General features: G+C 48.1%; 19 protein-coding genes and 1 tRNA gene. All 20 read right to left on the bottom strand.

Translation table 11 applies throughout. From position 1 onward, the window contains the following. Positions 1 to 22: 22 nt before the first annotated feature. Positions 23 to 1,486 (bottom strand): anthranilate synthase component I family protein, encoded by a 1,464-nt coding sequence (locus tag ACTTK6_RS09400; RefSeq protein WP_462833264.1) that lies wholly within the window; start codon positions 1,484 to 1,486, stop codon positions 23 to 25. Between the two features lie 185 nt (positions 1,487 to 1,671). Continuing rightward, the gene (cysK, locus tag ACTTK6_RS09395) at positions 1,672 to 2,604 is read right to left on the bottom strand and encodes a cysteine synthase A (RefSeq protein WP_462833263.1); all 933 of its coding nucleotides are present in this window, start codon (positions 2,602 to 2,604) and stop codon (positions 1,672 to 1,674) included. Between the two features lie 109 nt (positions 2,605 to 2,713). Continuing rightward, positions 2,714 to 3,607, bottom strand: coding sequence for an Hsp33 family molecular chaperone HslO (hslO, locus tag ACTTK6_RS09390; protein WP_079474385.1), 894 nt, complete (start codon positions 3,605 to 3,607; stop codon positions 2,714 to 2,716). Positions 3,608 to 3,815: 208 nt separating this feature from the next. After that, positions 3,816 to 5,852, bottom strand: a complete 2,037-nt coding sequence (gene ftsH, locus ACTTK6_RS09385) for an ATP-dependent zinc metalloprotease FtsH (RefSeq protein WP_079474386.1) — start codon at positions 5,850 to 5,852, stop codon at positions 3,816 to 3,818. Between the two features lie 67 nt (positions 5,853 to 5,919). After that, positions 5,920 to 6,462 carry a hypoxanthine phosphoribosyltransferase gene (gene hpt / locus ACTTK6_RS09380; RefSeq protein ID WP_179124044.1) on the bottom strand — a complete coding sequence of 181 codons (543 nt, stop codon included), beginning with the start codon at positions 6,460 to 6,462 and terminating at the stop codon, positions 5,920 to 5,922. A gap of 213 nt (positions 6,463 to 6,675) precedes the next feature. Then, complete coding sequence (gene tilS / locus ACTTK6_RS09375; protein WP_462833262.1) at positions 6,676 to 8,046, bottom strand: tRNA lysidine(34) synthetase TilS; 1,371 nt, start codon at positions 8,044 to 8,046, stop codon at positions 6,676 to 6,678. After that, complete coding sequence (locus tag ACTTK6_RS09370; RefSeq protein WP_233133439.1) at positions 8,030 to 8,482, bottom strand: threonine/serine exporter family protein; 453 nt, start codon at positions 8,480 to 8,482, stop codon at positions 8,030 to 8,032. Before ACTTK6_RS09370 ends, tilS begins: the two co-directional genes overlap by 17 nt. A 24-nt stretch (positions 8,483 to 8,506) precedes the next feature. Next, the gene (locus ACTTK6_RS09365) at positions 8,507 to 9,268 is read right to left on the bottom strand and encodes a threonine/serine exporter family protein (RefSeq protein WP_079474390.1); all 762 of its coding nucleotides are present in this window, start codon (positions 9,266 to 9,268) and stop codon (positions 8,507 to 8,509) included. A gap of 165 nt (positions 9,269 to 9,433) precedes the next feature. Beyond that, a tRNA-Met gene (locus tag ACTTK6_RS09360) sits at positions 9,434 to 9,510 on the bottom strand. A gap of 147 nt (positions 9,511 to 9,657) precedes the next feature. Further along, positions 9,658 to 10,092, bottom strand: a complete 435-nt coding sequence (locus ACTTK6_RS09355) for a S1 domain-containing RNA-binding protein (protein WP_079474391.1) — start codon at positions 10,090 to 10,092, stop codon at positions 9,658 to 9,660. Between the two features lie 128 nt (positions 10,093 to 10,220). After that, positions 10,221 to 10,613: an FtsB family cell division protein gene (locus tag ACTTK6_RS09350; protein ID WP_079474392.1), complete on the bottom strand. Its 393-nt coding sequence runs from the start codon at positions 10,611 to 10,613 to the stop codon at positions 10,221 to 10,223. A 220-nt stretch (positions 10,614 to 10,833) separates the two neighbouring features. After that, positions 10,834 to 11,088: an RNA-binding S4 domain-containing protein gene (locus tag ACTTK6_RS09345; RefSeq protein ID WP_079474393.1), complete on the bottom strand. Its 255-nt coding sequence runs from the start codon at positions 11,086 to 11,088 to the stop codon at positions 10,834 to 10,836. A gap of 1 nt (position 11,089) precedes the next feature. Then, positions 11,090 to 12,574: a bifunctional methyltransferase/pyrophosphohydrolase YabN gene (gene yabN, locus ACTTK6_RS09340; protein WP_462833261.1), complete on the bottom strand. Its 1,485-nt coding sequence runs from the start codon at positions 12,572 to 12,574 to the stop codon at positions 11,090 to 11,092. Between the two features lie 18 nt (positions 12,575 to 12,592). Further along, positions 12,593 to 14,137: a polysaccharide biosynthesis protein gene (locus tag ACTTK6_RS09335; protein ID WP_079474395.1), complete on the bottom strand. Its 1,545-nt coding sequence runs from the start codon at positions 14,135 to 14,137 to the stop codon at positions 12,593 to 12,595. 25 nt (positions 14,138 to 14,162) lie between these two features. Continuing rightward, positions 14,163 to 17,702 carry a transcription-repair coupling factor gene (gene mfd, locus ACTTK6_RS09330; RefSeq protein ID WP_462833260.1) on the bottom strand — a complete coding sequence of 1,180 codons (3,540 nt, stop codon included), beginning with the start codon at positions 17,700 to 17,702 and terminating at the stop codon, positions 14,163 to 14,165. 82 nt (positions 17,703 to 17,784) lie between these two features. Further along, entirely contained in the window at positions 17,785 to 18,339 is a 555-nt protein-coding gene (gene pth / locus ACTTK6_RS09325; protein WP_079475037.1) for an aminoacyl-tRNA hydrolase, read from the bottom strand. Positions 18,340 to 18,569: 230 nt separating this feature from the next. Continuing rightward, entirely contained in the window at positions 18,570 to 19,238 is a 669-nt protein-coding gene (locus ACTTK6_RS09320) for a 50S ribosomal protein L25/general stress protein Ctc (protein ID WP_079474397.1), read from the bottom strand. A gap of 127 nt (positions 19,239 to 19,365) precedes the next feature. Next, positions 19,366 to 20,316, bottom strand: a complete 951-nt coding sequence (locus ACTTK6_RS09315) for a ribose-phosphate diphosphokinase (protein WP_079474398.1) — start codon at positions 20,314 to 20,316, stop codon at positions 19,366 to 19,368. 16 nt (positions 20,317 to 20,332) lie between these two features. Continuing rightward, entirely contained in the window at positions 20,333 to 21,721 is a 1,389-nt protein-coding gene (gene glmU, locus ACTTK6_RS09310; RefSeq protein ID WP_079474399.1) for a bifunctional UDP-N-acetylglucosamine diphosphorylase/glucosamine-1-phosphate N-acetyltransferase GlmU, read from the bottom strand. Between the two features lie 188 nt (positions 21,722 to 21,909). Then, positions 21,910 to 22,206 (bottom strand): septation regulator SpoVG, encoded by a 297-nt coding sequence (spoVG, locus tag ACTTK6_RS09305; RefSeq protein ID WP_079474400.1) that lies wholly within the window; start codon positions 22,204 to 22,206, stop codon positions 21,910 to 21,912. Positions 22,207 to 22,229: the final 23 nt, after the last annotated feature.

The raw sequence follows: 22,229 nt of genomic DNA, 5'->3' as shown, positions 1-22,229 counted from the left end.
AATCTTCCTTTCCATTCTAATCTCAGCTCTGCTCATGAGTAATGCCGGCCTCTGCTTCACTTTGTCTTTTCGCTTCCCATAACGCTCTGGCTTTTTTGATTGATTCTTTGTATTCTGCTTTCGGGTCGGAGTCGATAACAACGCCGGCCCCTGCCTGAACGTGAGCGTACCCGTCCTTGGCAAGCATCGTCCGGATCGAAATGTTCAGCTCTGCATCCTTGTTGTAGCCGATCCAGCCAAACGCTCCTGTATAGAAGCCCCGGCGCACCGGTTCAAGCTCTTCGATAATTTCCATCGTACGCACTTTAGGGGCTCCGGTGATCGTTCCTCCAGGAAATACTGCCCTTATCATATCATATACCTGCTCTGTTTCAGCAAGTATTCCTCTTACATTGGAAACGATATGCATTACGTGAGAATACCGCTCCACTGCCATTAATTCATCTACTGTTACCGAACCATAACGGCAGACCCGGCCGAGATCATTTCTTTCAAGATCGACGAGCATGACGTGCTCGGCCCGCTCTTTTTCCGTTCCCATTAATTCCTGTTCAAGCGCCATGTCCTCCTCTTCGTCTTTTCCTCGCGAACGAGTTCCGGCAATCGGGCGGGTGGATACCTCCGCGCCTCGTTTTTTAACCAGCAGCTCGGGGGAGGCACTGACCGTTTGCCAATCCGGGGTATGCATGTATCCCATATACGGGGATGGGTTCAGCTCCCTTAACTTCTGATAAATATGAAAGGCAGAGGTATGCAACAGCTGGGTCTGGCGGGTAGATAAATTCACCTGGAACGCGTCCCCGGCGGTAATATACTCTTTAATCTGTTCCACTGCTCCGCCGAACAATTCCTCGGAAAAAGAAGGTACCGACTTTTCAGCGGAGACAGCCTTCTCCGCTTCTAAACGCTCTTGCCCGGAAGACTTTTCCGCCGCCTCCAGCCATGCTTTTTTCCATCCTTCAACGAATTTAACGGTGTCTTCCCCTTCGGCATGTAAATGCCATACCCAAGTTTCCCCCGTTTTTTTATCATGGATGAAAAACAAATCGTAAAGAAGAAAATAGACATCCGGCATCCTCAAATCATCCACCGCCAGCTCCGGCAAATGTTCTACGTATCTGACATAGTCATAGCTTATCTGGCCGACTGCACCTCCCTGGAAAGCCGGGAGAGCTGAAGCCGTGGGCAGATGGTACGGCTCCATCCATTTCGCCAACGCTTCAAGCGGGTCTCCCGCGTGCATTTCAGTACTCTCATGTCTATGAAAACTCGTCTCCCCATTTTTTCCTTCTATTACCGCAAAAGGGCGAAGAGCGGCGATATCGAGTTCGCCCTGGCGTCCACTTTCAAGCAGTACGTGATAAGGTTCTTCCCTGGCAAGAAACTCAAACGCCTGAAAAAACTGGTCATTCGTCTGAAAAAACGATGTCGTAGTCTGTGTATATGATTTTTCTGCTTGAGGCCCTCGGGCCAGTCGCTCATCCATTATGTTTATGCCCCCGGTTTTATCCAATTCTCTCTCTTTCACAGAAAATTCTCTTTATATTTTCTCCAAGTCTACGAAATTTTTTATAAAAAAACAATCAGAACGCTGTGATCCTCCCACCAATAGTATAGAACCTAAAAAAAGCCCGGCCCATTACGGGACACGGACTCTTTAAGGGTTTTTTGTTAGTCTGCAGTATCTTCAAATTGGTACAGCGGTGTACTCAGGTACCGCTCCCCGTTACTAGGAATCACAGCCACGACCTTCTTGCCTTTGCCGAGCTTTTTCGCTTCCTCAAGTGCAACGTAAATAGCCGATCCGGAAGAAATACCGCCTAAAATGCCTTCTTCGCGGGCAGCACGGCGGGCATATTCAAACGACTGCTCCGTCGTTGCTTCCGCAACTTCATCGTAAACATCCGTATTCAACGTGCCCGGTACAAAGCCAGCGCCGATACCCTGGATTTTATGAGGGCCTTTATTTCCGCCATTCAGAATTGGAGAATCGGCTGGCTCAATACCAACAATACGCATATCCGGGTAGTGCTCCTTCAGGAGACCGCCGGCACCGGAAATCGTGCCGCCGGTGCCAATACCCGATACAAAGGAATCAATCGGTCCGTCAATCTGCTCTAGCAGTTCACGGCCAGTGGTTTCACGGTGAATTTTCGGATTCGCTTCATTTTCAAACTGCTGCGGCATAAAGTAGCCCTTTTCTTCAGCGAGTTCATTCGCTTTGGAAATTGCACCACCCATGCCGTCAGGGCCAGGTGTAAGCACCAATTCTGCGCCGTAGGCACGAAGAAGATTGCGACGCTCCATGCTCATTGTCTCCGGCATTACCAATACCGCTGGGTAGCCTTTGGCAGCAGCTACCATAGCCAGGCCGATGCCTGTGTTACCGCTTGTTGGTTCAACAATTGTATCCCCTTCTTTTAAGCGGCCATCCCGCTCGGCAGCTTCGATCATCGCAAGACCAATACGGTCTTTTACGCTGCTCCCTGGGTTCATATATTCGAGTTTCAAATAAACATCTGCATCGTTTTCCCCGGTTAAACGGTTTAGTTTTACTACGGGAGTATTTCCAATGAGTTCTGTAACGTTATTTGCAGCCTTCATTCATGCTCCTCCTTCAAACACCAAGTAAATTTATTGGTTTTATAATAGTTTAATCGTATCAATTTGGTCAACTTCTGTCAATCTGTAGATCAAAAGACGCAGAAATAATCTAGGAACGGTTTTCAATTTCTGCAGTTCGCTCTTTCAGGCGCTCCAGATCATCTACGCTCAAGTGATAAACCTCATTGCAAAAGTGACATGTAGTCTCTGCTCCCCCGTCTTTTTCGATCATATCCTGAAGTTCATCGGTGCCAAGGGAAATAATCGCATTTTCTACCCGCTCTTTGGAGCACTGGCAGGCAAACTGTACCGGTTGCGTATCAAGCACATTTACTTCTTCGCCGAGGATAACATGAAGAATTTCCTCCGGGGTTTTGCCATGCTCAATCAGCTTAGATACCGGCGGCATCTGCTGGATTTGCTGTTCGAGGCGGGCTACGTATTCCTCTTCAGCATCCGGGAGTACCTGAATAATAAAACCTCCGGCTGCTTTTACGGAGTTATCCGGGTTCACAAGCACTCCGAGTCCCACAGACGAAGGCAGCTGCTCGGAATTTGCGAAGTAATACGTAAAATCATCTCCAAGCTCCCCGGAGACAATCGGCACATTGCCGGTAAACATATCACGCATGCCGAGGTCTTTAACGACTGACAGAGTGCCGTCTGTGCCGACGGCGCGTGCTACGTCTAATTTACCGTGTTCATTTAAATCGAAATGCACCTGCACATTGTGAGCATACCCACGGGTGTCGCCGGAAGAATTACTATCAACAATAATTGGTCCCATAGGGCCGTGACCTTCAATCTTAATGGTTAGTTTGTCGTCGCCTTTAAGCATTGCCCCCATCATGGAACCTGCCGTCATCGCACGGCCTAGAGCCGCCGATGCCGTGGGCCAGGCCTGATGGCGTCTGACCGCCTCATCCACCATTTCTGTCGTGTGCACGGCGTAAGCACGGACCTGGTGATTAAACGCTGTTGCTTTTACGAGATAATCTTTCATCGCTTTATTTCCTTCCTTTCCACTCTTGCTCTCTATATCATTATATTATCTTTGAAAACCTGATTTATAGTATTGTACAAAACTGTTCGAAAAACAACTAATCCGCTTGCATTCTTTCTTTTATGCTATACCGCAGAACAGGCAGGAGAAAACATTTACTTCTTTTCGCATACAAAAAAGGATGCCTGCTTACAGGCACCCTTTTATATTAATCACGACGGTTCGTATCGTCACTATCGGAGCTCGAATCTGAAGAGGTTGTCGTTTTTTCAGAGGAATTGTCCTCCGAAGAAGATTCACCGCTGTCGTCTTTTAGGACATGGTCAGCCTGTTCCTCTTCACGCTTTTGCTCTTCGCTTTTTGTAGCGCCCATCTCTTCATCCGATTTATTCGAATAGTGATCCTCTGGAAGCTTACCGTCTTCAACAAGGGAGCGAATCTGCTCTGCGTCCAACGTTTCCAGTTCCAGAAGACTTTGAGCTACAAGCTCAAGCCGGTCTTTGTACTGCGTAAGAATCTGTTTACAGCGTTCATAAGATTCCATAATGATTCTTTGCATTTCATTATCAATTTCATGCGCAATAGCGTCACTGTAATTTTGTTCGTTCTGCATGTCGCGGCCGAGGAATACCTGGCCTCCGCTGCTCGAGCCAAACTGCAGTGGGCCAAGCTTTTCACTCATACCATATTCGGTAACCATACGACGGGCAATGTCTGTCGCACGCTGGAAGTCGTTGTGAGCACCTGTGCTCACTTCGTTAAACATAACTTCCTCTGCTACACGTCCGCCCAGCAGGCCGACAATTTTGTCTAACAGCTCCGGTTTGGTCATGAAGTAGCGGTCTTCCTTCGGAAGCATCATTGCATAACCGCCGGCCTGTCCACGTGGCACGATCGTTACTTTGTGAACCATATCCGCGTTTTCAAGCTTCATGCCGACAACTGTATGGCCTGCCTCGTGGTGGGCCACGATGTTACGTTCTTTTTCGGAAATAACGCGTGATTTTTTCGAAGGGCCGGCAATAACGCGGTCGATCGCTTCTTCCACATGCGTCATTCTGATTTTCTGCATATCAGCCCGGGCTGCCACAAGCGCCGCTTCGTTCAGAAGGTTTTCGAGGTCTGCCCCGGTAAAACCAGGCGTACGCTGGGCGATAGCCCGGAAATTAACGTCTTCTGCGAGCGGCTTGTTACGCGCATGCACCTGAAGAATTTCCTCCCGGCCGTTTACGTCCGGCCGGCCGATAAGAATCTGGCGGTCAAAACGTCCCGGACGGAGCAGTGCAGGGTCCAGCACATCGGCACGGTTAGTTGCCGCAATGATAATAATACCCTCATTGCCGGCAAAGCCGTCCATTTCCACCAGGAGCTGGTTCAGCGTCTGCTCCCGTTCGTCATGGCCGCCGCCGACACCGGCACCACGCTGGCGTCCTACTGCGTCAATCTCGTCGATGAAAATAATACACGGTGAATTTTTCTTCGCGTTTTCAAAAAGGTCACGTACACGGGAAGCACCGACACCGACAAACATTTCCACGAAGTCTGAACCACTGATGGAAAAGAACGGTACGTCTGCTTCTCCGGCAACTGCCTGGGCAATTAACGTCTTACCTGTACCCGGAGGGCCGACAAGAAGTACACCTTTTGGAATACGGGCACCAATATTGGAGAATTTCCGGGCGTCTTTCAGAAAGTCAACGACTTCTACAAGCTCCTGCTTCTCTTCTTCCGCACCGGCTACATCTTTAAAGCGCACTTTCTTTTTGTCTTCCTGGTACATCTTCGCCTTACTTTTACCAAAGTTCATCATTCGGCTGCCGCCGCCCTGGGACTGGCTGAGCAGGAAGAAGAACAGAAGGAAAATAATGATAAATGGAATCATCGTTGTAAGGAAGGTAACCCAGCCGCTCGTTTCTTCTTCCGGCTGTGTATCAAATTCGACAGCATTGCCGTTCGGGCCCTGCGCTGTCTGCAGCTGCTGTGTGGATTCATTCGTCATCGGAAGATACGATTCGTATGTCTCCGCATTTTCGGCGTTTTCACTCGTAGCAGCTGTTACATTATAAACTCCGCCCTCAGGCTGGAGCGTGATAGTAGCAAATTCGTTCTCACTAAGGCGTTCATTAAACTCTGTGCTGCTGATTGTATTTGTATCTCCACCATCGTTTTGGGCAAAGCTGATAATCCCTATAATTACCAGGAATAAAAAAAGCCAAAACACAGTGTTACGAAAAATTCGGTTCATTCCTGACCTCCTCCTGCATACATCGAAAGCTGCAATAATAGTATCATATTCACTTGTCTGTTCCTAATCATCCGCCTTGATAAATCTCCGGCTTCAACACACCGATATACGGCAGGTTCCGGTATCTTTCTGCGTAGTCCAGACCATACCCCACAACAAACTCGTCCGGCACAGTAAAGCCGACCAGGTCTGCAGTGAGGTCCACAACGCGTCCCTCCGGCTTGTCCAGAAGCGTTACTACTTTTAATGACCTTGCCCCCCGGGTCTGCAGAAGGCTGATTAAGTATTTAAGCGTACGCCCGCTGTCGATAATATCTTCAAGTATCACGATATCCCGGTCGTAAACCGTTGTGTCCAGGTCTTTAATAATTTTTACTTCCCCGGTAGACACCGTGCCCCCGGCGTAACTCGAAACATCCATAAAATCCATTTCAAGATGTATGTTCATACGCTTAACGATATCTGCCATAAAGGGAAGCGCTCCTTTTAATACTCCAATCACTAAAGGAAAACGCCCGTCGTATTCTTCTGTAAGCGTCGTGCCTAGTTCTTTAATTTTCGTCTGCAGCTCTTCTTCCGAAATTAGTATATCCTGTATTTCATCGTGCATCTGAATGTCTTTACCCTCCCAAGCGAATTTCATTCTTTCATCCGGGCTGTTTTTTAATAACCCCTATTTTGTAAAACTATAGTCACAAAACAGAAGCCGTACTACCACATTATAAGCCGCCATCATTAAAAATGGTCCGTTTTTAATCATAGCACGTATAAAGGGAATTTGCTTCCCTGCGCAAAAAATTTTCCGAAATTGTCACTTCTTATTTTAAGTGGCTGGTCCACCCTCTTCCCATACAAGGTATGCCGCTTCCTTTTCATGGCGAAAGGAGGCACGGAGGCCGGGGACCCATAAAATGCTTCCCTGCTCATCTGTAAATACGGGGCGGCGTGCACGCTCATGCTTTGGAACTTTTTCGTCTATAAACAGACGGTGGATTTTTTTAGCTTCTTTCATACCTGGTATATGTATTCGATCTCCTGCTCGTGGAGGTCTTACGTATAACGGGAACGAAAGGTTTTCTTCCGGTACGGCCACCCAAAAATCCGCGCCTTCCGGCCGCTCCCGGATCACTGAGGCACTGCCGCTGCCGTATTGATAAGTGCCAAAATCGGAGATTAATATTTGTTCAGGAGAAGATGCATCCGCATCTTTCCTGCTTAAAAACTCCAGTCTTCCGTAAGACTTCCGGACCAGCAGCTCTCCTGGCAAATGAAGTTCTCCTGAAGAATTAAAAGCAGAAGCAAAGCGAATACAGGAATCTACTAAAGAAGCCGAAATGCCTGTTTCTTCTGCAGAAAAATAATAATTCAATAGTAGCGAAACCGTTTCCCTTTGTAAAGCAAGAGGGGTTTCATGAAAAAAGTTTATGCATAATACTGCATAATTGCGTTCGAGCCTTTCTCCGTAAAAATGCAGTGAAGCTTCAGCCTGGCTGCGCATATAGTGCTGTTGATCCTTTTGCCATTCATATTTTTCCTGCACATGCCGGTGGATCGAAGGAAATTCTTTAGTCAGTGCTGGAATAATATGTCGGCGCACCCGATTACGCCTGTAATCGTCCGAATAATTGCTTTCGTCTTCCACATAAGGTACGCCAAGCTCTTTACAATAGGCCAGCACCTCAGTTTTTTTCACACCAAGCAGAGGACGCGCAACCTCGAAGTTATTCATTGCACGCTTTGGAGCGATCCCTTCTTCACCTAGAAGCGACCGGCCGGAAGCTGCCTGCATGATCATTGTTTCAAGTTGATCATCTGCATGGTGGCCAGTTATCAGCACATTGTAGTCAAACCGCTGCATGATACGAAAGAAAAAATCATATCGCTTTTGCCGTGCCGCTGCCTGTGTGGCTTTTTCTTCGGGGTCTTCTTTCATAAACAGCGCTGCAGAAAATAAAGGCAGGTGATGGCGCTCAGCCCATTCCCTTACCATCTGTGCCTCTGCCTTGGAGGCCTCCGGCCGGAAACCATGGTTTACATGGACAACCCCGAGAGTAAAATTATATTTATTCTGTAAGCTCTCTAAGATGGAAGCAGCTGCCATGGAATCTGGACCTCCGGACACTGCAGCCAGCACCTTCGATCCCGGGCGTATCATTTCCCACCTGGTGATCCACTCATCAACGATGCGTTTCATAACGCTGGCCCACCCCTTTGCCAATAGAAAATACCGAAAAGGCAAACACCAGCCCGGCTGCAATCGCAATCGCCTGGAGTACTGTTTCCACGCCTTGCTCGAGGCCATACAAATACCTCTCCTGCACAAATGCAAGCATTGTTTCATACGCCCGGCTGCCCGGGATGAGCGGGATAATCCCGGGCAGGCTGAAGGTTGTTACCGGTACTTTCATAAACCGGGCAAACCATTGGCTGACAAACGAAGCAAAAAAAGCCGCCACCGCTGCTGCAAAAACGAGCGAAAGTCCCAGAACCGGCATCAGCGAATAAATTGCCCACGTACACACACCGATAAACCCGCCCCACCAGACGAGCCGAAGCGGAATATTAAAAATAATCGCAAAAGCGACTGTTGCCACAAAACAAAAACCCAGTTCAAATGCAAACATCGCCATTGTTATTTACCTCTTTCCCTCAAACTATACGAAAAAAATTGTGAGTGCCACTGCTACCCCGCCTGCTATAGACATACTTGAAACGGCCGCCTCTGCCCCTCTGGCCACCCCTGCAACTAAATCTCCCGACATTAAATCACGCACTGCGTTTGTCAGCGGCACACCTGGCACCAGGGGAATAATAGTACCTATAATTACCTGATTGGTATTTATTACAAGGCCCATCCGCACCATCAGCAGAGCAATTAAAGCACCTGTGAAGGACGCCAGAAATTCAGAGAAAAATTTCACCTTCAGCCTCATCTGGTAGCGCACGAGCGCAATCGCTGTTACAAGTCCTCCGAGGGCGGCTGGCAGCATATCCATGACACTTGAGCCAATTAAATAGGAGAAAGCTCCGCCGCCGATACCTGAAGCCAGATAAATGAACCATACGGGATAATTCATCGGAGCCTCTTCAATTTCTTTTAACTGCTTCTTTACTTCTCTTGAAGTGAGAAGGCCATTCACATATTCCCTCGAGAGCTGGTTGACTGAAGTCACTTTACTTAAATCCTGATAACGCTCATCAATTCGGAGCATTTGTATATGATCACGCTGGTCTACAGGCGATTTAAATGACAAAAAAATAGCTGTTGTCGTAACAAAAGTGTTCACTTGCTCCATTCCGGCAGCTCGTCCCATTCTACGCATTGTATCCTCCACCCGGAACGTTTCTGAACCGTACCGAAGCATAAGCTGTCCGGCATGCAGACACATGGCCATAATGTCCTCTGTTTTTTCCACGTGCCTCCCCGCCCTTCCTCAATTATTATGTTAATGTGCTTTGGGTTAAAGTATAGAATACTCGTCAGCGGAACAAAAGTAGTTTTCTTATTGAAACCGCTTTAATTAATTGGCACAAAATAAAACCACTGCCTGATTAGCAGTGGAAACATTCAAATTATAAATTGGTAGCGGCGGAGGGGATCGAACCCCCGACCTTACGGGTATGAACCGTACGCTCTAGCCAGCTGAGCTACGCCGCCATTTATTGCGACATTGACGATTATAAATTGTTTTTATACTAAAAGTCAATATGCAAAATGAAATTAGTTTTCCGGCCAAACATTTTCCAAGCAAAGAGAGCCTGCCGTGCACTGGCAGGCTCTCTCCAGGGTTGGACAATTCCGGCATTACTTACGGGATTTTTTCCCTCGTTTTTCTGTATGCTTACGGATCGTAGCTAATCGCTCTTCACTGTCTTTCATGAAGCTGCTCATTTTGTCTTCAAAGCTTGCTGGGCGTTGAGGAGGCTTCGAGCCACCGCGCGGCCGGTCTCCACCGCTTTTCGGACGGCCACTGCCGCTGCTTTTCGGGCGGTCTTCCTGAGGGCGGTCCTGCGCCTTACGGATAGAGAGGCCTATCTTTCCATCATCCTCTACTTTCATCACTTTCACTGTCACTTCATCCCCAACGGACAGAAAATCACTGATGTTTTCCACGTATTTATCCGCGACTTCACTAATGTGAACGAGACCTGTTTTTCCCGGCTCCACTTCTACAAAAGCACCAAACTTCGTAATGCCGGTAACCTTACCCTGTACCTTGCTGCCCACTTCAATTGCCATCTAAAAAATGCTCCCCCTTATGGATCCTATATGAAATAAAAAAAGAGATAAATGCAAAAGAAAGAGAAACGCATCACGTTTCAATTTCTTTGTGTCCAAGTAATTATACTTGAAGCAAAAAAACAATGTCAATTAGATGAATCGCTTTCCGGGAGTTTATAAAGTGTTTCCCCTTCTTTAGTTAAATAATATTCTTCCCGTGCAACTTCCGCTATGTAATCAAGGTCATTATAATCCTTTACCTGTTGTTTCAAGTCTGCTTCTTTCTCTTCAAGGCTCACCATCTGCTCTTCCATCTGCTGTTGTTCTTCATTATTGGCTGCAATGGTCTGCCACTGTGAAAACAACGTAATGCCCATCAATATAACTACAAAGGCAGTAACGACCGTTAAAGCAGTCATTCTTTTTTTCAGTCCCCGGCGCTGTTTTTGGACGGCAGCTTCTTTCCGGGCATCGGTCTGTGTTTTTTGGTGGGAGTGCGGTCGATGAATGTTTGTTACTTTTTTCTTTTCTTCAATCAATCAAGAGCCCCTCCTTCGCTCGTCTATGCAAGCTTTGTTGTAAATCCCGGACTTTACAAACTATTTACAATTTTAGTTATGTTAATCATAACGGAGCAGCGAAAGAGTTTCAACACGGTTTTTCCTCTTTATGCCAGTTTTTCGCTTTATTTTTTCTATTTTCGCAGATTTTCTTCCACATAAATTAATAAAGCCGTCCCAAAAGGAACGGCCGTTCGTATTATTTACTTTCTTCTTCCATCAACGTATACATAGATTCAGCTTCGTCTTTTTTCGTTGTATCCTTAATAGTTTCTACTCTTAACTTCAACGTCTTTGAAGCAAAGCGTACGACAATTTCATCTCCTGGTTTAACCTCTGTGCCAGCTTTTGCCTGATTGCCGTTTACTGTAATCCTCCCCTGAGCAGCTACTTCTTTTGCAAGTGTTCTCCGTTTGATCAGCCTGGACACTTTTAAAAACTTATCTATTCTCATGCTACCGCTCCTCCTTCTTCGCTTCCTGCCACCATGCTTCCGCTGTCTGCAGAAAATTTTTTTCCTTCCAATACCGGTTTTCTTCGATCATTTTCTGTTCAATATAGGAAAAACGCTGAAAGAATTTCTGATTTGTCTGTTCAAGCGCTTCTTCTGGGTGTACACGGAAGAACCGGGCGAGATTAACGAGTACAAACAAAACGTCCCCAAACTCTTTCGAACTGTTTTGTTCATTCTTTGCCCGAAGCTCTGCTTTCCATTCCTCTATTTCCTCTTGGAGCTTATCCCACATTGGAGCATCATTGCCCCAGTCAAATCCAGCCTTTGCCGCTTTTTTCTGAATTTCATAGGCTCTCATCAGCGCCGGCATTGCTGGCGGAATATCGGCCAGTATAGAAGTTTTTCCACTTTCACTGCCTTTTTCGGCTTTTTTAATCTGTTCCCATTGAGAGTTTACTTCTTCCGGGGTCGTCGCTGCGGCGTCTGCGAAAACATGCGGGTGGCGGCGGATCATTTTTTCCGTTACTGATTCCACTACGTCATCGATAGTAAAAAAGCCTTCTTCTTCCCCGATTTGGGCGTGAAGCATTACTTGAAGTAAAATATCTCCCAACTCTTCCTGCAAGTTGTCGTCATCTTCTGCATCGATAGCACTTAATACTTCGTAGGTTTCTTCGAGCAGATACCTTTTCAGTGATTGATGCGTCTGTTTTCTGTCCCACGGGCACCCGTCCGGCGCTCGAAGAGAGGCAATAACGCTGCGGAGTTTTTCCCAGTTGCCGAACCGGGCTGAAAAAGGCAATGGCGGCACATAGACTGACATTAGATTATCGACAAAATCCTCCCGGTCAAGCTCATACAGCGGAAGTTCCCGAAGCCGTTCTGCGGCAGTGCCCGCTCCGGAAATCATGTGCACCGGATGCTCTTCCGGATACAGCTCCATCAGCGTCAGCTTCACTTCTGAAGCCGTCATACGATCATACACCTGTGTAAGCAGCAGGTGGGTGGAGACTTGTACGTCCTCTCTTTCCAGCGCTGTTGCATCCAACAGCTGAAACCCTTCACTCGGGTCAAGCCGGAGTGCCGCAAAAACCGGATCCAGGAAGCTCTGGCCGCCTGCGATAACCACCCGGCACTTCTCTGCCTTTTCTGCCTCAAGCAGCTGCTGGACCACCATCTCCGCCACCAGCGGGTGACCCGGCACAGCATAACAGATGTTCCCGGACACCCCGGCAGCCTTCAGCAATTCTTCCGTCATGAAACCGTACGCCTGTTCAAATGAATCTGTCTGTTCGTAGATCTGGTCGAAGGTTTTATATTCCGGAAGCTCTTCTTCAAGCTCCTTGACCACCGGGTGTTCTCTGGTACGTAAATATAAAGGTGAAGCTGCACGGAGACGACGGTAAACGTCCAGGGGAAGCTGTCCAGCATCTCCGGCTCCAAGTCCTAAGACAGTAATAACCGGTCGTATGTTTGTATCATTCATTAGGAAATCTCCCTCGTTTCATTCGTGTTTCTGTCCTGCGGAAAACATGCTCCACTCCTGGTGCCCGAACAGTTTTAAGCCTTTGACGAGAACAAGACAAAGCACTACTCCGGACCCGGCAAGGCCAAGAGACCATACACCTGCATCCAGACGCCCACGGACGCTTTCGGCAGGCAGCTGCAACAACCATAGAACAGCACTAAGTAAAACTAGAAGAACCAGCCATCGAAAGCACCATCTGCTGGAAGGCCATAAGACCAGCCGGTGTTTCTGTAAAAGCACTACCTGCAGAAGGCTCGTCATAGCAAGCCCGGCAATCGTAGCCGCAGCTGCCCCCATAGCGCCGAAGGCCGGAATAAGCACTATATTTCCCACAAGCTTCAGTCCGCCTCCGGCCAATATTGCCCCCGCCGCCGTACGGACGTGGTCCGCCCCCTGGAGAATCGCGTTCGCGGTTACAATCCATCCACTAAATAAAAGTGACACAGCGAGTGCAGCCATAAGCTCTGTTCCTTTGCTGTTTTCAAACAGCATCACGTTCACAAAATCAGCCACCATATACAGGCCCACAGCTGCCGCTCCACCAATAACCAGGCTGATCCGGAGTGAAAGTCCACCAAGAAAAACTCCTTCGTTTCCGCGCAACGACGGGAGTACAGCTGCTGCTAGCGCCGTAGATACCACCGTGCCGAACTGAAGAAGCGGCTGTGCCCGGTCTAGTACGCCTTTTGTTTCTTTCGCCTCCCGGCCCGAAACACCGTGCGCCTCGAGGCCAGGAACTACAGTAAATGCATCGATCCACTGATAAAATATAAAAACCATTGCCCCAAGGCATACGACTACGCCAGGCACGAGCAGTTTCTTTACCATAGTTTTGTAACCTGCGACAAAGTTCCGAAAATGAAAAGGCAACGATGCACGACGATGGTGAGACCACCAGAGAAGCAGCAGAATCACCGCTCCGACGCCAGCGCCGGCTACGGACGCCCCCATCGCTCCAGCTCCTATATCATATACTCCCTGGCCGGCTGACACGGCCGCCCAAACAAATAACAAAATAAAGCTTACCCGGCACACCTGTTCCACTACATGCGACATAGCGGTCGGCTCCATCTTCCCTATGCCCTGATAGTATCCACGTCCAAGTGAAAGCACTGGCACGAGGAGAAATACGAACGAAGTTATCCGAAGCACCGGCGTAAGCTGCCTGTCCCCCATGCTGGCCGCCACCGCCGGCGCAAGAAAAAAAAGAAGCATAAAAGCCGCAGCACCCGCAGAAGTCAGCACCACCCCGGCTGCTTTCATTGTTTCCAGCCGGTCAAATGCTTTTTTCTGCTGTGCCATTTCCCTGGCCAGTACCGCCGGAAACCCGTAGAGAGCAAGAATCATTGCTATACCATAAAACGGATACGCCTGCTGATACACATAATACCCTATATCTCCAGTCATGTTCTGGTATGGAATCCGGTAAACGGCGCTGAATACTTTTCCAATCAGGGCAGCTGCTGTCAGCAGAGAAACGCTTTTCAGCAGATGGGCGAACGAGCGTCTGTCGTTTGTCATCTTCTATCCCCTCAATCTTCCCGCTCTACTTCGAAGACGTTGTTTCTTCCGGCTCTTTTTTTGCTTCCTGTACGCCTTTAACGACCGCCTGCACAGAGGTGAGAATTTTCATCTCTTCGAGCCGCTGGTGCTGTACTGATATTTGAATCTTTTTCCCGCTGGTGCCAATACCGATATGACGTCCCAGCTCATTTACAAGTCCGAACAGCGAAGCGCCATCTGCTTCACTGCTTGCTGCTTCACCTACCAGAATAATGGTTTTGTTTGCTTCCTGGGAAATGGATTCCACTCCGGAAGCTACCGCGCGCAGACGAATATTACTGAGAATAAACAGCTTTTCCACCTCCACCGGGTATTCCCCGAAGCGGTCCATCATTTCACTCTGCAGGTCTTCCATATCATCAAGCGTTTCAAGCCCCCGGAAGCGCTTATACATCTCTATTTTCTGCTTGGAGTCGTCAATATAGAAATCAGGGATATAGGCATCTGCTTTCATATTCATTTCCATCTCCGGCTCCTGCTGCTTTGGCTGATCGCCCTTACGTTCTTCAATAGCTTCTTTGAGCATTTGCGAATACAAGTCAAAGCCCACGGATTCAATGTAGCCATGCTGCTCCGCGCCGAGCAGGTTACCCGTCCCGCGGATGGAGAGGTCTCTCATGGCAATCTTAAAACCGGAGCCGAGTTCCGTAAATTCCTTAATTGCCTGCAGACGCTTTTCTGCCACTTCAGAAAGCACTTTGTCACGCTGGTACGTGAAATACGAGTACGCTACGCGATTAGATCTACCGACCCGGCCGCGGATCTGATATAGCTGGGAGAGCCCCATCCGGTCTGCATTGTTAATAATAAGCGTATTTACGTTCGGGATATCGACCCCTGTTTCTATGATCGTTGTCGTAACCAACACATCTTTATTTCCCTCTAAAAATTCCACCATGACCGACTCAAGCTCCTGCTCATTCATCTGTCCATGAGCGTAAGCAACCTCCGCCTCCGGCACAAGCATAGAAATCTGGTCTGCCATCCGACTGATGTTATCTACCCGGTTATGCATAAAATACACCTGGCCGCCGCGGCTGATTTCGCGTTCTATGGCTTCTTTGACAAGCGTTGGATTATATTCCATCACATACGTCTGAACAGGAAAACGATTTTCCGGAGGCGTCTCGATTACTGATAAATCACGAACGCCGAGCATCGACATGTGCAGCGTTCTTGGAATCGGTGTCGCCGTCAGCGTTAACACATCAATGTTTGCCTTGAGCCGTTTGATTTTTTCTTTATGAGTAACCCCAAACCGCTGCTCTTCATCGACAATCAGCAGCCCTAAATCATGAAACTGTACGTCCTTGGAAAGTACACGGTGCGTCCCGATCACAATATCAACGCTTCCTGCTTTCAGTCCGCGGGTCGTTTCGTTCTGCTGTTTTTTCGTCCGGAAGCGGCTCATTAAGCCGATGTTGATCGGCTGGTCGGCGAAACGTTCTGTCAGCGTATCGAAATGCTGCTGGGCCAGAATCGTTGTCGGCACTAAAATGGCCACCTGCTTGCCATCCATCACTGCTTTGAACGCTGCCCGTATCGCCACCTCTGTCTTTCCGTAACCAACATCCCCACATAAAAGACGGTCCATCGGGCGTTCGCGTTCCATGTCTTCGCGGATTTCTTCAATTGCTTTTATCTGGTCCTCGGTTTCCTGGTAAGGGAACGCAGCAGCAAATGCCTGCTCCTCCATCTCGTACCGGTTAAAGGCGTGCCCTTTTGTAGCCTCCCGCTCTGCATACAGCTTGATCAGGTCGTCAGCGATATCTTCCACCGAGGACTGTACCTTGCGTTTAACACGTTTCCAGTCGTTGCCGCCGAGCTTATAGATTTTAGGGTCCTTTTCTTCAGAACCTACATACTTTTGAACCTGGTCAATCTGCTCGACCGGCACATACAGTTTGTCGTTACCCGCATAGGATACATTTAAGAAATCCTGGTGCACGCCCCCAACATCAAGCGTTTCCATTCCCAGGTATTTCCCGATGCCGTGGTTTACGTGAACGACCAGGTCTCCCACCTGAAGCTCTGAATAGCTTTTAATGCGTTCAGCATTATTCAGCTTTTCCCGTCTTCTTGACCGGCGCACCTGCTTTGTAAACGTCTCCTGCTCTGTGATAACAGCAAGCTTTTCAAGCGGCAGTTCAAACCCGCTGTCGAGCCGTCCCTGCACGATGGCCGGGCGCCCCGGTGTAAATGGTCCGTCTTTCGCAGCCCGTTCGGCCTCTATTCCGTAGTCATCAAGAATTCTCTGCAGCCGTTCGAGCCGGTCCTTTGTCTCAGCAGCAAAGACGATACGAAATCCGCCATTCTGCCAACGTTCAATTTCATTTTTCAGCACCGGCAGCTGGCCGTGAAACTGCTGCATGGCCTTGCTCGTGATATTGGCCACCCGGCGCGGATGAAAATAGGATAAACTGCGGGTAAATAAAGAAAAAAGCACCTTCGGAAAATCAATATTTTTTATCAGCGTATGAAACGGTAATGAAAGCTGCATCTCTACTGGCAGCTCTCCCTGTTCCACCATATTTGTACGCCATTCGGCTTCTTCTTCATCTAACCGTTCTGCGGTTTCCTGCACCCGGCTCACTTCATCGATAAAAAGGATTGTTTCCTGAGGAAAGTACTCGCTCAAGGTAGCCGGCTGTTCATAGAAAAACTGCATATATTTGTATAAACTTTGAAAACGTACGTGCTGCAGCAGCTGCTCCCTTTCTTCCGAAAGGCGCTCCTGCACCTTCTGCTTTACTGTCTCGTCTTTAACCGTTTTCAGCGTTTTGCTGAGTCCCGCTTCGAGCTCCATTGCTGCACGCTGAAATTGCTCCGAATAAAGAATCGTTTCCTGGGCAGGACTGATATTCACTTCGGTGATCTGCTCAATTGTTCGCTGGTCTTCCGGGTTAAATAAGCGGAGGGAGTCAATTTCTGTATCAAACAGCTCCATACGCACCGGGTTATCCGCCGTAAGCGAATAAATATCGATAATACCGCCCCGTATGCTGAATTCTCCGGGTGCAGCTACCATATCGGCCCGCTGATACCCCGATGCATAAAGAAACTGCTGAAACTTATCCAGGTCAAGATCCTCCCCAGTATGCAGCGGCCATTGGGCTGCTTCCCACACGGCAGCAGGCGGCAGCAGGCGGCGCAGGCCGGCAACCGGGCTTACGACAATTCCATCAAAGCCGCTGACCAGACGGTCGAGCACTTCGATCCGCTGCGATCTCATTTCCGGGCTCGCCACCGCAATTTCAGCAGAAATCAGTTCATTAACCGGGTATAACAGCACTTCCTTCTCCGACCATTCCAACAAATCATCGTACAGTTTTTGCGCCTGATACAGCGTATGTGTCACAACCAGCTGAGGGTTTTGTGTCTTATCTTGGGCAAGCGCCATAAATAATGTTCTTGCCGAGCCGCTGAGCCCTGAAATCAGCTGCTCCGGCACACCGTTTTGGAGATCACTGACAACTGCTTCGATCTCTGGGTTGGAGACCAATATTGATGGTAAACCCTTCATGCTCATTCCTCCCTATTCATGATGTTATTTTTTTATCACGCAAAAGGAGAGCGGAACGCTTCAGTCCCACTCCGGCCCTCTATTAATTAAACTCGTTCATTACTTCATCAAATGATTTACTGCTCCACGCTTCTGCTGACGCTGCCGCCTTCTTCACAGCTTCATCCATCTGCTTTCGCTCCCCGGGCGGAAAAGTACCCAGAACATAGTCAATGACAGACGCCTTCTCCGGTTTCCCGATACCAATACGCAGGCGCTTAAACTCCTTCGTACCTAAATGTTCAATTAATGACCGTATACCATTATGGCCTCCGTGACCGCCCTTCTTGCGCAGGCGGACCGTACCGGGCGCCAGGTCCAGGTCATCATATACTACTAAAATGTCCTCTGGCGCGGCTTTGTAAAAATCAAGCATCGGGCCTACTGCTTCTCCTGATAAATTCATATAAGTTACCGGCTTTACCAGTATTACTTTTTCGCCCCCTGCCATTGTTTCGGCAGTTTCGCTCTTCCATTTGCTTTTTTTCCATGATAGCTGCCACATGGAAGCAAGCTCTTCTACAGCTTCAAATCCGATATTGTGGCGTGTTTTTTTATATTTTTTTCCCGGGTTGCCTAACCCGACAATAAATTTCATGCTGGACCCCCGCTCTGCCTCGTACATATAGGTTGGACTGCTTCTTTGTATTATACTAAAAAAACTGATTTTTGACGTTCGAAACGATTGCAGTGCTTGTCTTATTTTAAGATATTTCAGCTTTACAGCATAGCATAAATAAAGATCGCAGGGCGCCTGTCGAGCAGCGTTGCCTGCGATCTTTATTTATGACGGAGAGCCTGAAGCCCTCCGTCGCTTTGATACAGAAATTATGAATTGTTGTTGTCGTTGCCGCCTTCTTCAGAGCCGCCTTCTTCGGATTCTTCATCCGCATCTACAAGCTCAGGCTCTTCTACTTCTTCTTCGCCTGGCTCTTCCGGCTCTTCTTCCGGTACAAGAACAGTAACAATCGTTTCTTCCGGCTCGCTCGTGATCGTGTAATTCAGACCTTCTGGCAGATCTGCTACTTGGATGGAGTCGCCGATGTTCAATGTTGAAACGTCCACGCTGATGCTGTCAGGAATTTCAGCAGGCAGTGCGCTGACAGTAATATTGAACATCATGTGGGAGACAACGCCGCCTTCTTTTTCCCCTGGCGCTTCGCCCTCGAGGTTTACAGCAACGTCTGCTTCCATTTCGGAAGTCATGTCTACTTCAAAGAAGTCAACATGGATAAAGTAATCCTTAATAGAGTCCACCTGCATATCATGCACAATGACCTGGTGTTTTTTGTTTTCGCCTTCAATAGTCAGATCAATGATGCCGTTCTTTCCAGCTTCACGGATCGTTTTTAAGAATGTAATGTTGTCGACAGAAATAGGCTGGCTTTCCGTTTTCTTGCCATAAATAACGGCTGGGATTGTGCCTTCTCTGCGTAGTTTTTTCGTCACTGACTGTTTTGTCTCAGGACGACGAGCTGCAGTTAACTGCGTAGCCATGGTATTCACCTCATAAGTTAAATTTTATTTTCACGTGTTCGCGTAATTTTGCCCACTTGAGACAGAATTATACCAGAATCCACATCAAAAATCAATGGCTTATTCAAACCATTGATTTTCTTGTCGATTAATTAAACAAACGGCTTACCGAAGTCTGCTCGAAGACATTAATAATCGCTTTAGCCATAAGCGGGCCGACGGAGAGCTGAGTTACTTTATCAATATTTTTCTCTTCCGGAAGCACAATGGAATTCGTTACTACAAGTTCTTCAATCTTAGAGTTTTCAATTCTCTCTATGGCCGGGCCGGAAAGTACCGGATGAGTGCAGCACGCGTACACATGGTTTGCGCCTGACTCAATTAATGCGTCTGCTGCGAGCGTAATCGTTCCGGCAGTATCAATAATATCATCAATAATAATCGCCGTTTTGCCTTTTACATCACCGACAATATTCATGACCTCTGAAACGTTCGGCCGCGGCCGGCGCTTATCGATAATTGCGATAGGCGCCTTTAAGCGGTCTGCCATTCTACGCGCTCGCACCACGCCCCCGTGGTCTGGTGAAACAATAACGAGGTCTTCCAAACCTTTTTCGTTGAAGTGACGGGATAAAATAGGTTCTCCCTGCAATTGATCCACCGGAATATCAAAAAATCCCTGAATTTGTGTTGCGTGCAGGTCCAGGCTTAAAATCCTTGTCGCTCCAGCTGTCTCCAGCAGATTGGCAATCAGCTTGGCTGTAATAGGTTCCCTAGCCCGGGCTTTGCGGTCCTGCCGTGCATAACCATAATAAGGTAGCACAACGCTGATCGTTTTTGCCGACGCCCGCTTCAAGGCATCAATCATGATTAACAGTTCCATAATATGCTCATTGGCCGGGTCTGAGGTCGACTGGACCAAAAAGACATCGCAGCCGCGGATACTTTCTTCGATATTTATCTGCACTTCTCCGTCGCTGAATCGTTTTACAGAACTAAGCCCCATTGTTGTGCCGATCTGCTCAACAATTTCTTCGGCCAGCCTTGGATTCGAGTTCAGGGTGAATACTTTCAAATTGGAGCGATCCATCGTGGACATTTTTTAATTCCCTCCGTCACTTGTTTTGCTTTTTACCTGTGTTTAATTTTTCACTTACATAGTTCTCTTTATTTGTCTGCCTTGACCTCGCAATAGAAAGGGCATCCTCCGGAACATCCGAAGTGATCGTGGAGCCAGCCGCTACGTAAGCGCCTTTCCCCACGTTTACCGGCGCTACAAGATTGGAATTGCATCCGATAAATACCTCATCTTCGATTTTCGTTAAATGCTTACCCGCACCGTCGTAATTAACAGTAATGGAACCACAGCCGATATTCACATTTTTCCCTACCTCTGCATCTCCAATGTAGCTTAGGTGGGAGGTTTTGCTTCCCTGGCCGATAGACGCTTTTTTAATTTCAACAAAGTTGCCGATTTTAGCTTCGTCCCCAATTAATGAGGCCGGGCGGACATGAGCGTAAGGCCCGATTTGTACCAAGTTCCCTACCTCGCTGTCTGTCACTGTCGATTGCCGGACCACCGTTTCGCTGCCAATGACAGCGTTGCTGATTTCTGAATGAGGGCCGAGCTGGCAGGAGGTTCCTACATGCACACTGCCACGAAGAATTGTTCCCGGCTCAATGACTGTATCAGCACCGATCACGGCTTCTTTAGAGATATAAGTATTCTCCGGATCGATAATAGTTACCCCCTGGCGCATCCAATGTTCATTAATGCGGCGCCTCATAGCTTTCTCAGCCTGGGATAAAGCTACCCGGTCATTCACCCCGATTGTCTCAGAAAAATCCGGAGTGGTCCAGGCGGCTACTGTTTCGCCCTTTTCCTGAAGTATGCCGATGACATCAGGAAGGTAATATTCCCCCTGTACGTTATTGTTATCTACCTGGCTGAGCGCATGAAATAATGCTTCGTTATCGAAGCAGTATGTGCCTGTGTTAATTTCCCGTATCCCTTTTTCCGTTTCGTCTGCATCTTTATGTTCCACGATCCGCACGACTTCTCCGCTGCTGTTCCGGACGACCCGTCCGTATCCGGCAGGTTCATCTGCTATGGCTGTCAGGATGCTTGCTTTTGCTTCCATTTGTTCATGATGGTCCATCAGTGCCCGCATCGTACTCCCCTGGATCAAAGGGGTATCTCCGCAAGCGACGATGGTTGTGCCTTTTTTGCCTTCAAGCAGCTTTTTAGTCTGCATCACGGCATGAGCAGTTCCGAGCTGCTCCTCCTGAAGCACATAAGAAGTACGCTCTTGTAAACGCTCCTCGACAGCTTCTGCCCCGTGGCCGGTCACTGTGACTAATTGATCGGCACCGGCTTCTTCGAGCTCATCCACGACGTGCTCCACCATCGGTTTTCCGCAAACAGGATGGAGTACTTTATAAAGACTGGATTTCATACGGGTGCCTTTCCCGGCAGCTAAAATAACGGCATAGCGATTGTTCATGTAGGTTCCTCCATATGCGCATTTTTGTCCATTAAGAATAATATCTTAAAAGCTGTAGGTTTTCAAGAATACACTATTACCTATTCTACATAATGAAAGCCCGCCTATCCACCTGATTTCGCTTACAGCCCAAAATAAATAACGGTCCCTCTGTGAGACCGTTATTGCTGCGGTGGTACGTTATAATGTTACGAAGCGCCGGCTTCGTTAAAATTTTTTTCTGTAGGCTGTTCATCCTGCTCTTCATATTCTGCTAATACAGCGGATTGGATCTTCTCTCTTGCCGCTGACGAAATAGGATGGGCAATATCACGAAATTCCCCATCAGGGGTGCGTTTACTCGGCATAGCAACAAAGAGACCGTTATTTCCATCAATGACCCGGATGTCATGAACAACAAACTCTTCATCGAATGTAATCGAAGCAATGGCTCTCATTCGTCCATCAGTATTTACCCGGCGCAGCCTGACGTCTGTTACCTGCATGTTTTCACCACCTTTGATTTATT

The organism is Marinococcus salis, from assembly GCF_054971365.1.
The sequence above is the reverse complement of the archived record's forward strand: the minus strand, read 5'-3'. Positions and strand labels throughout refer to the sequence as shown.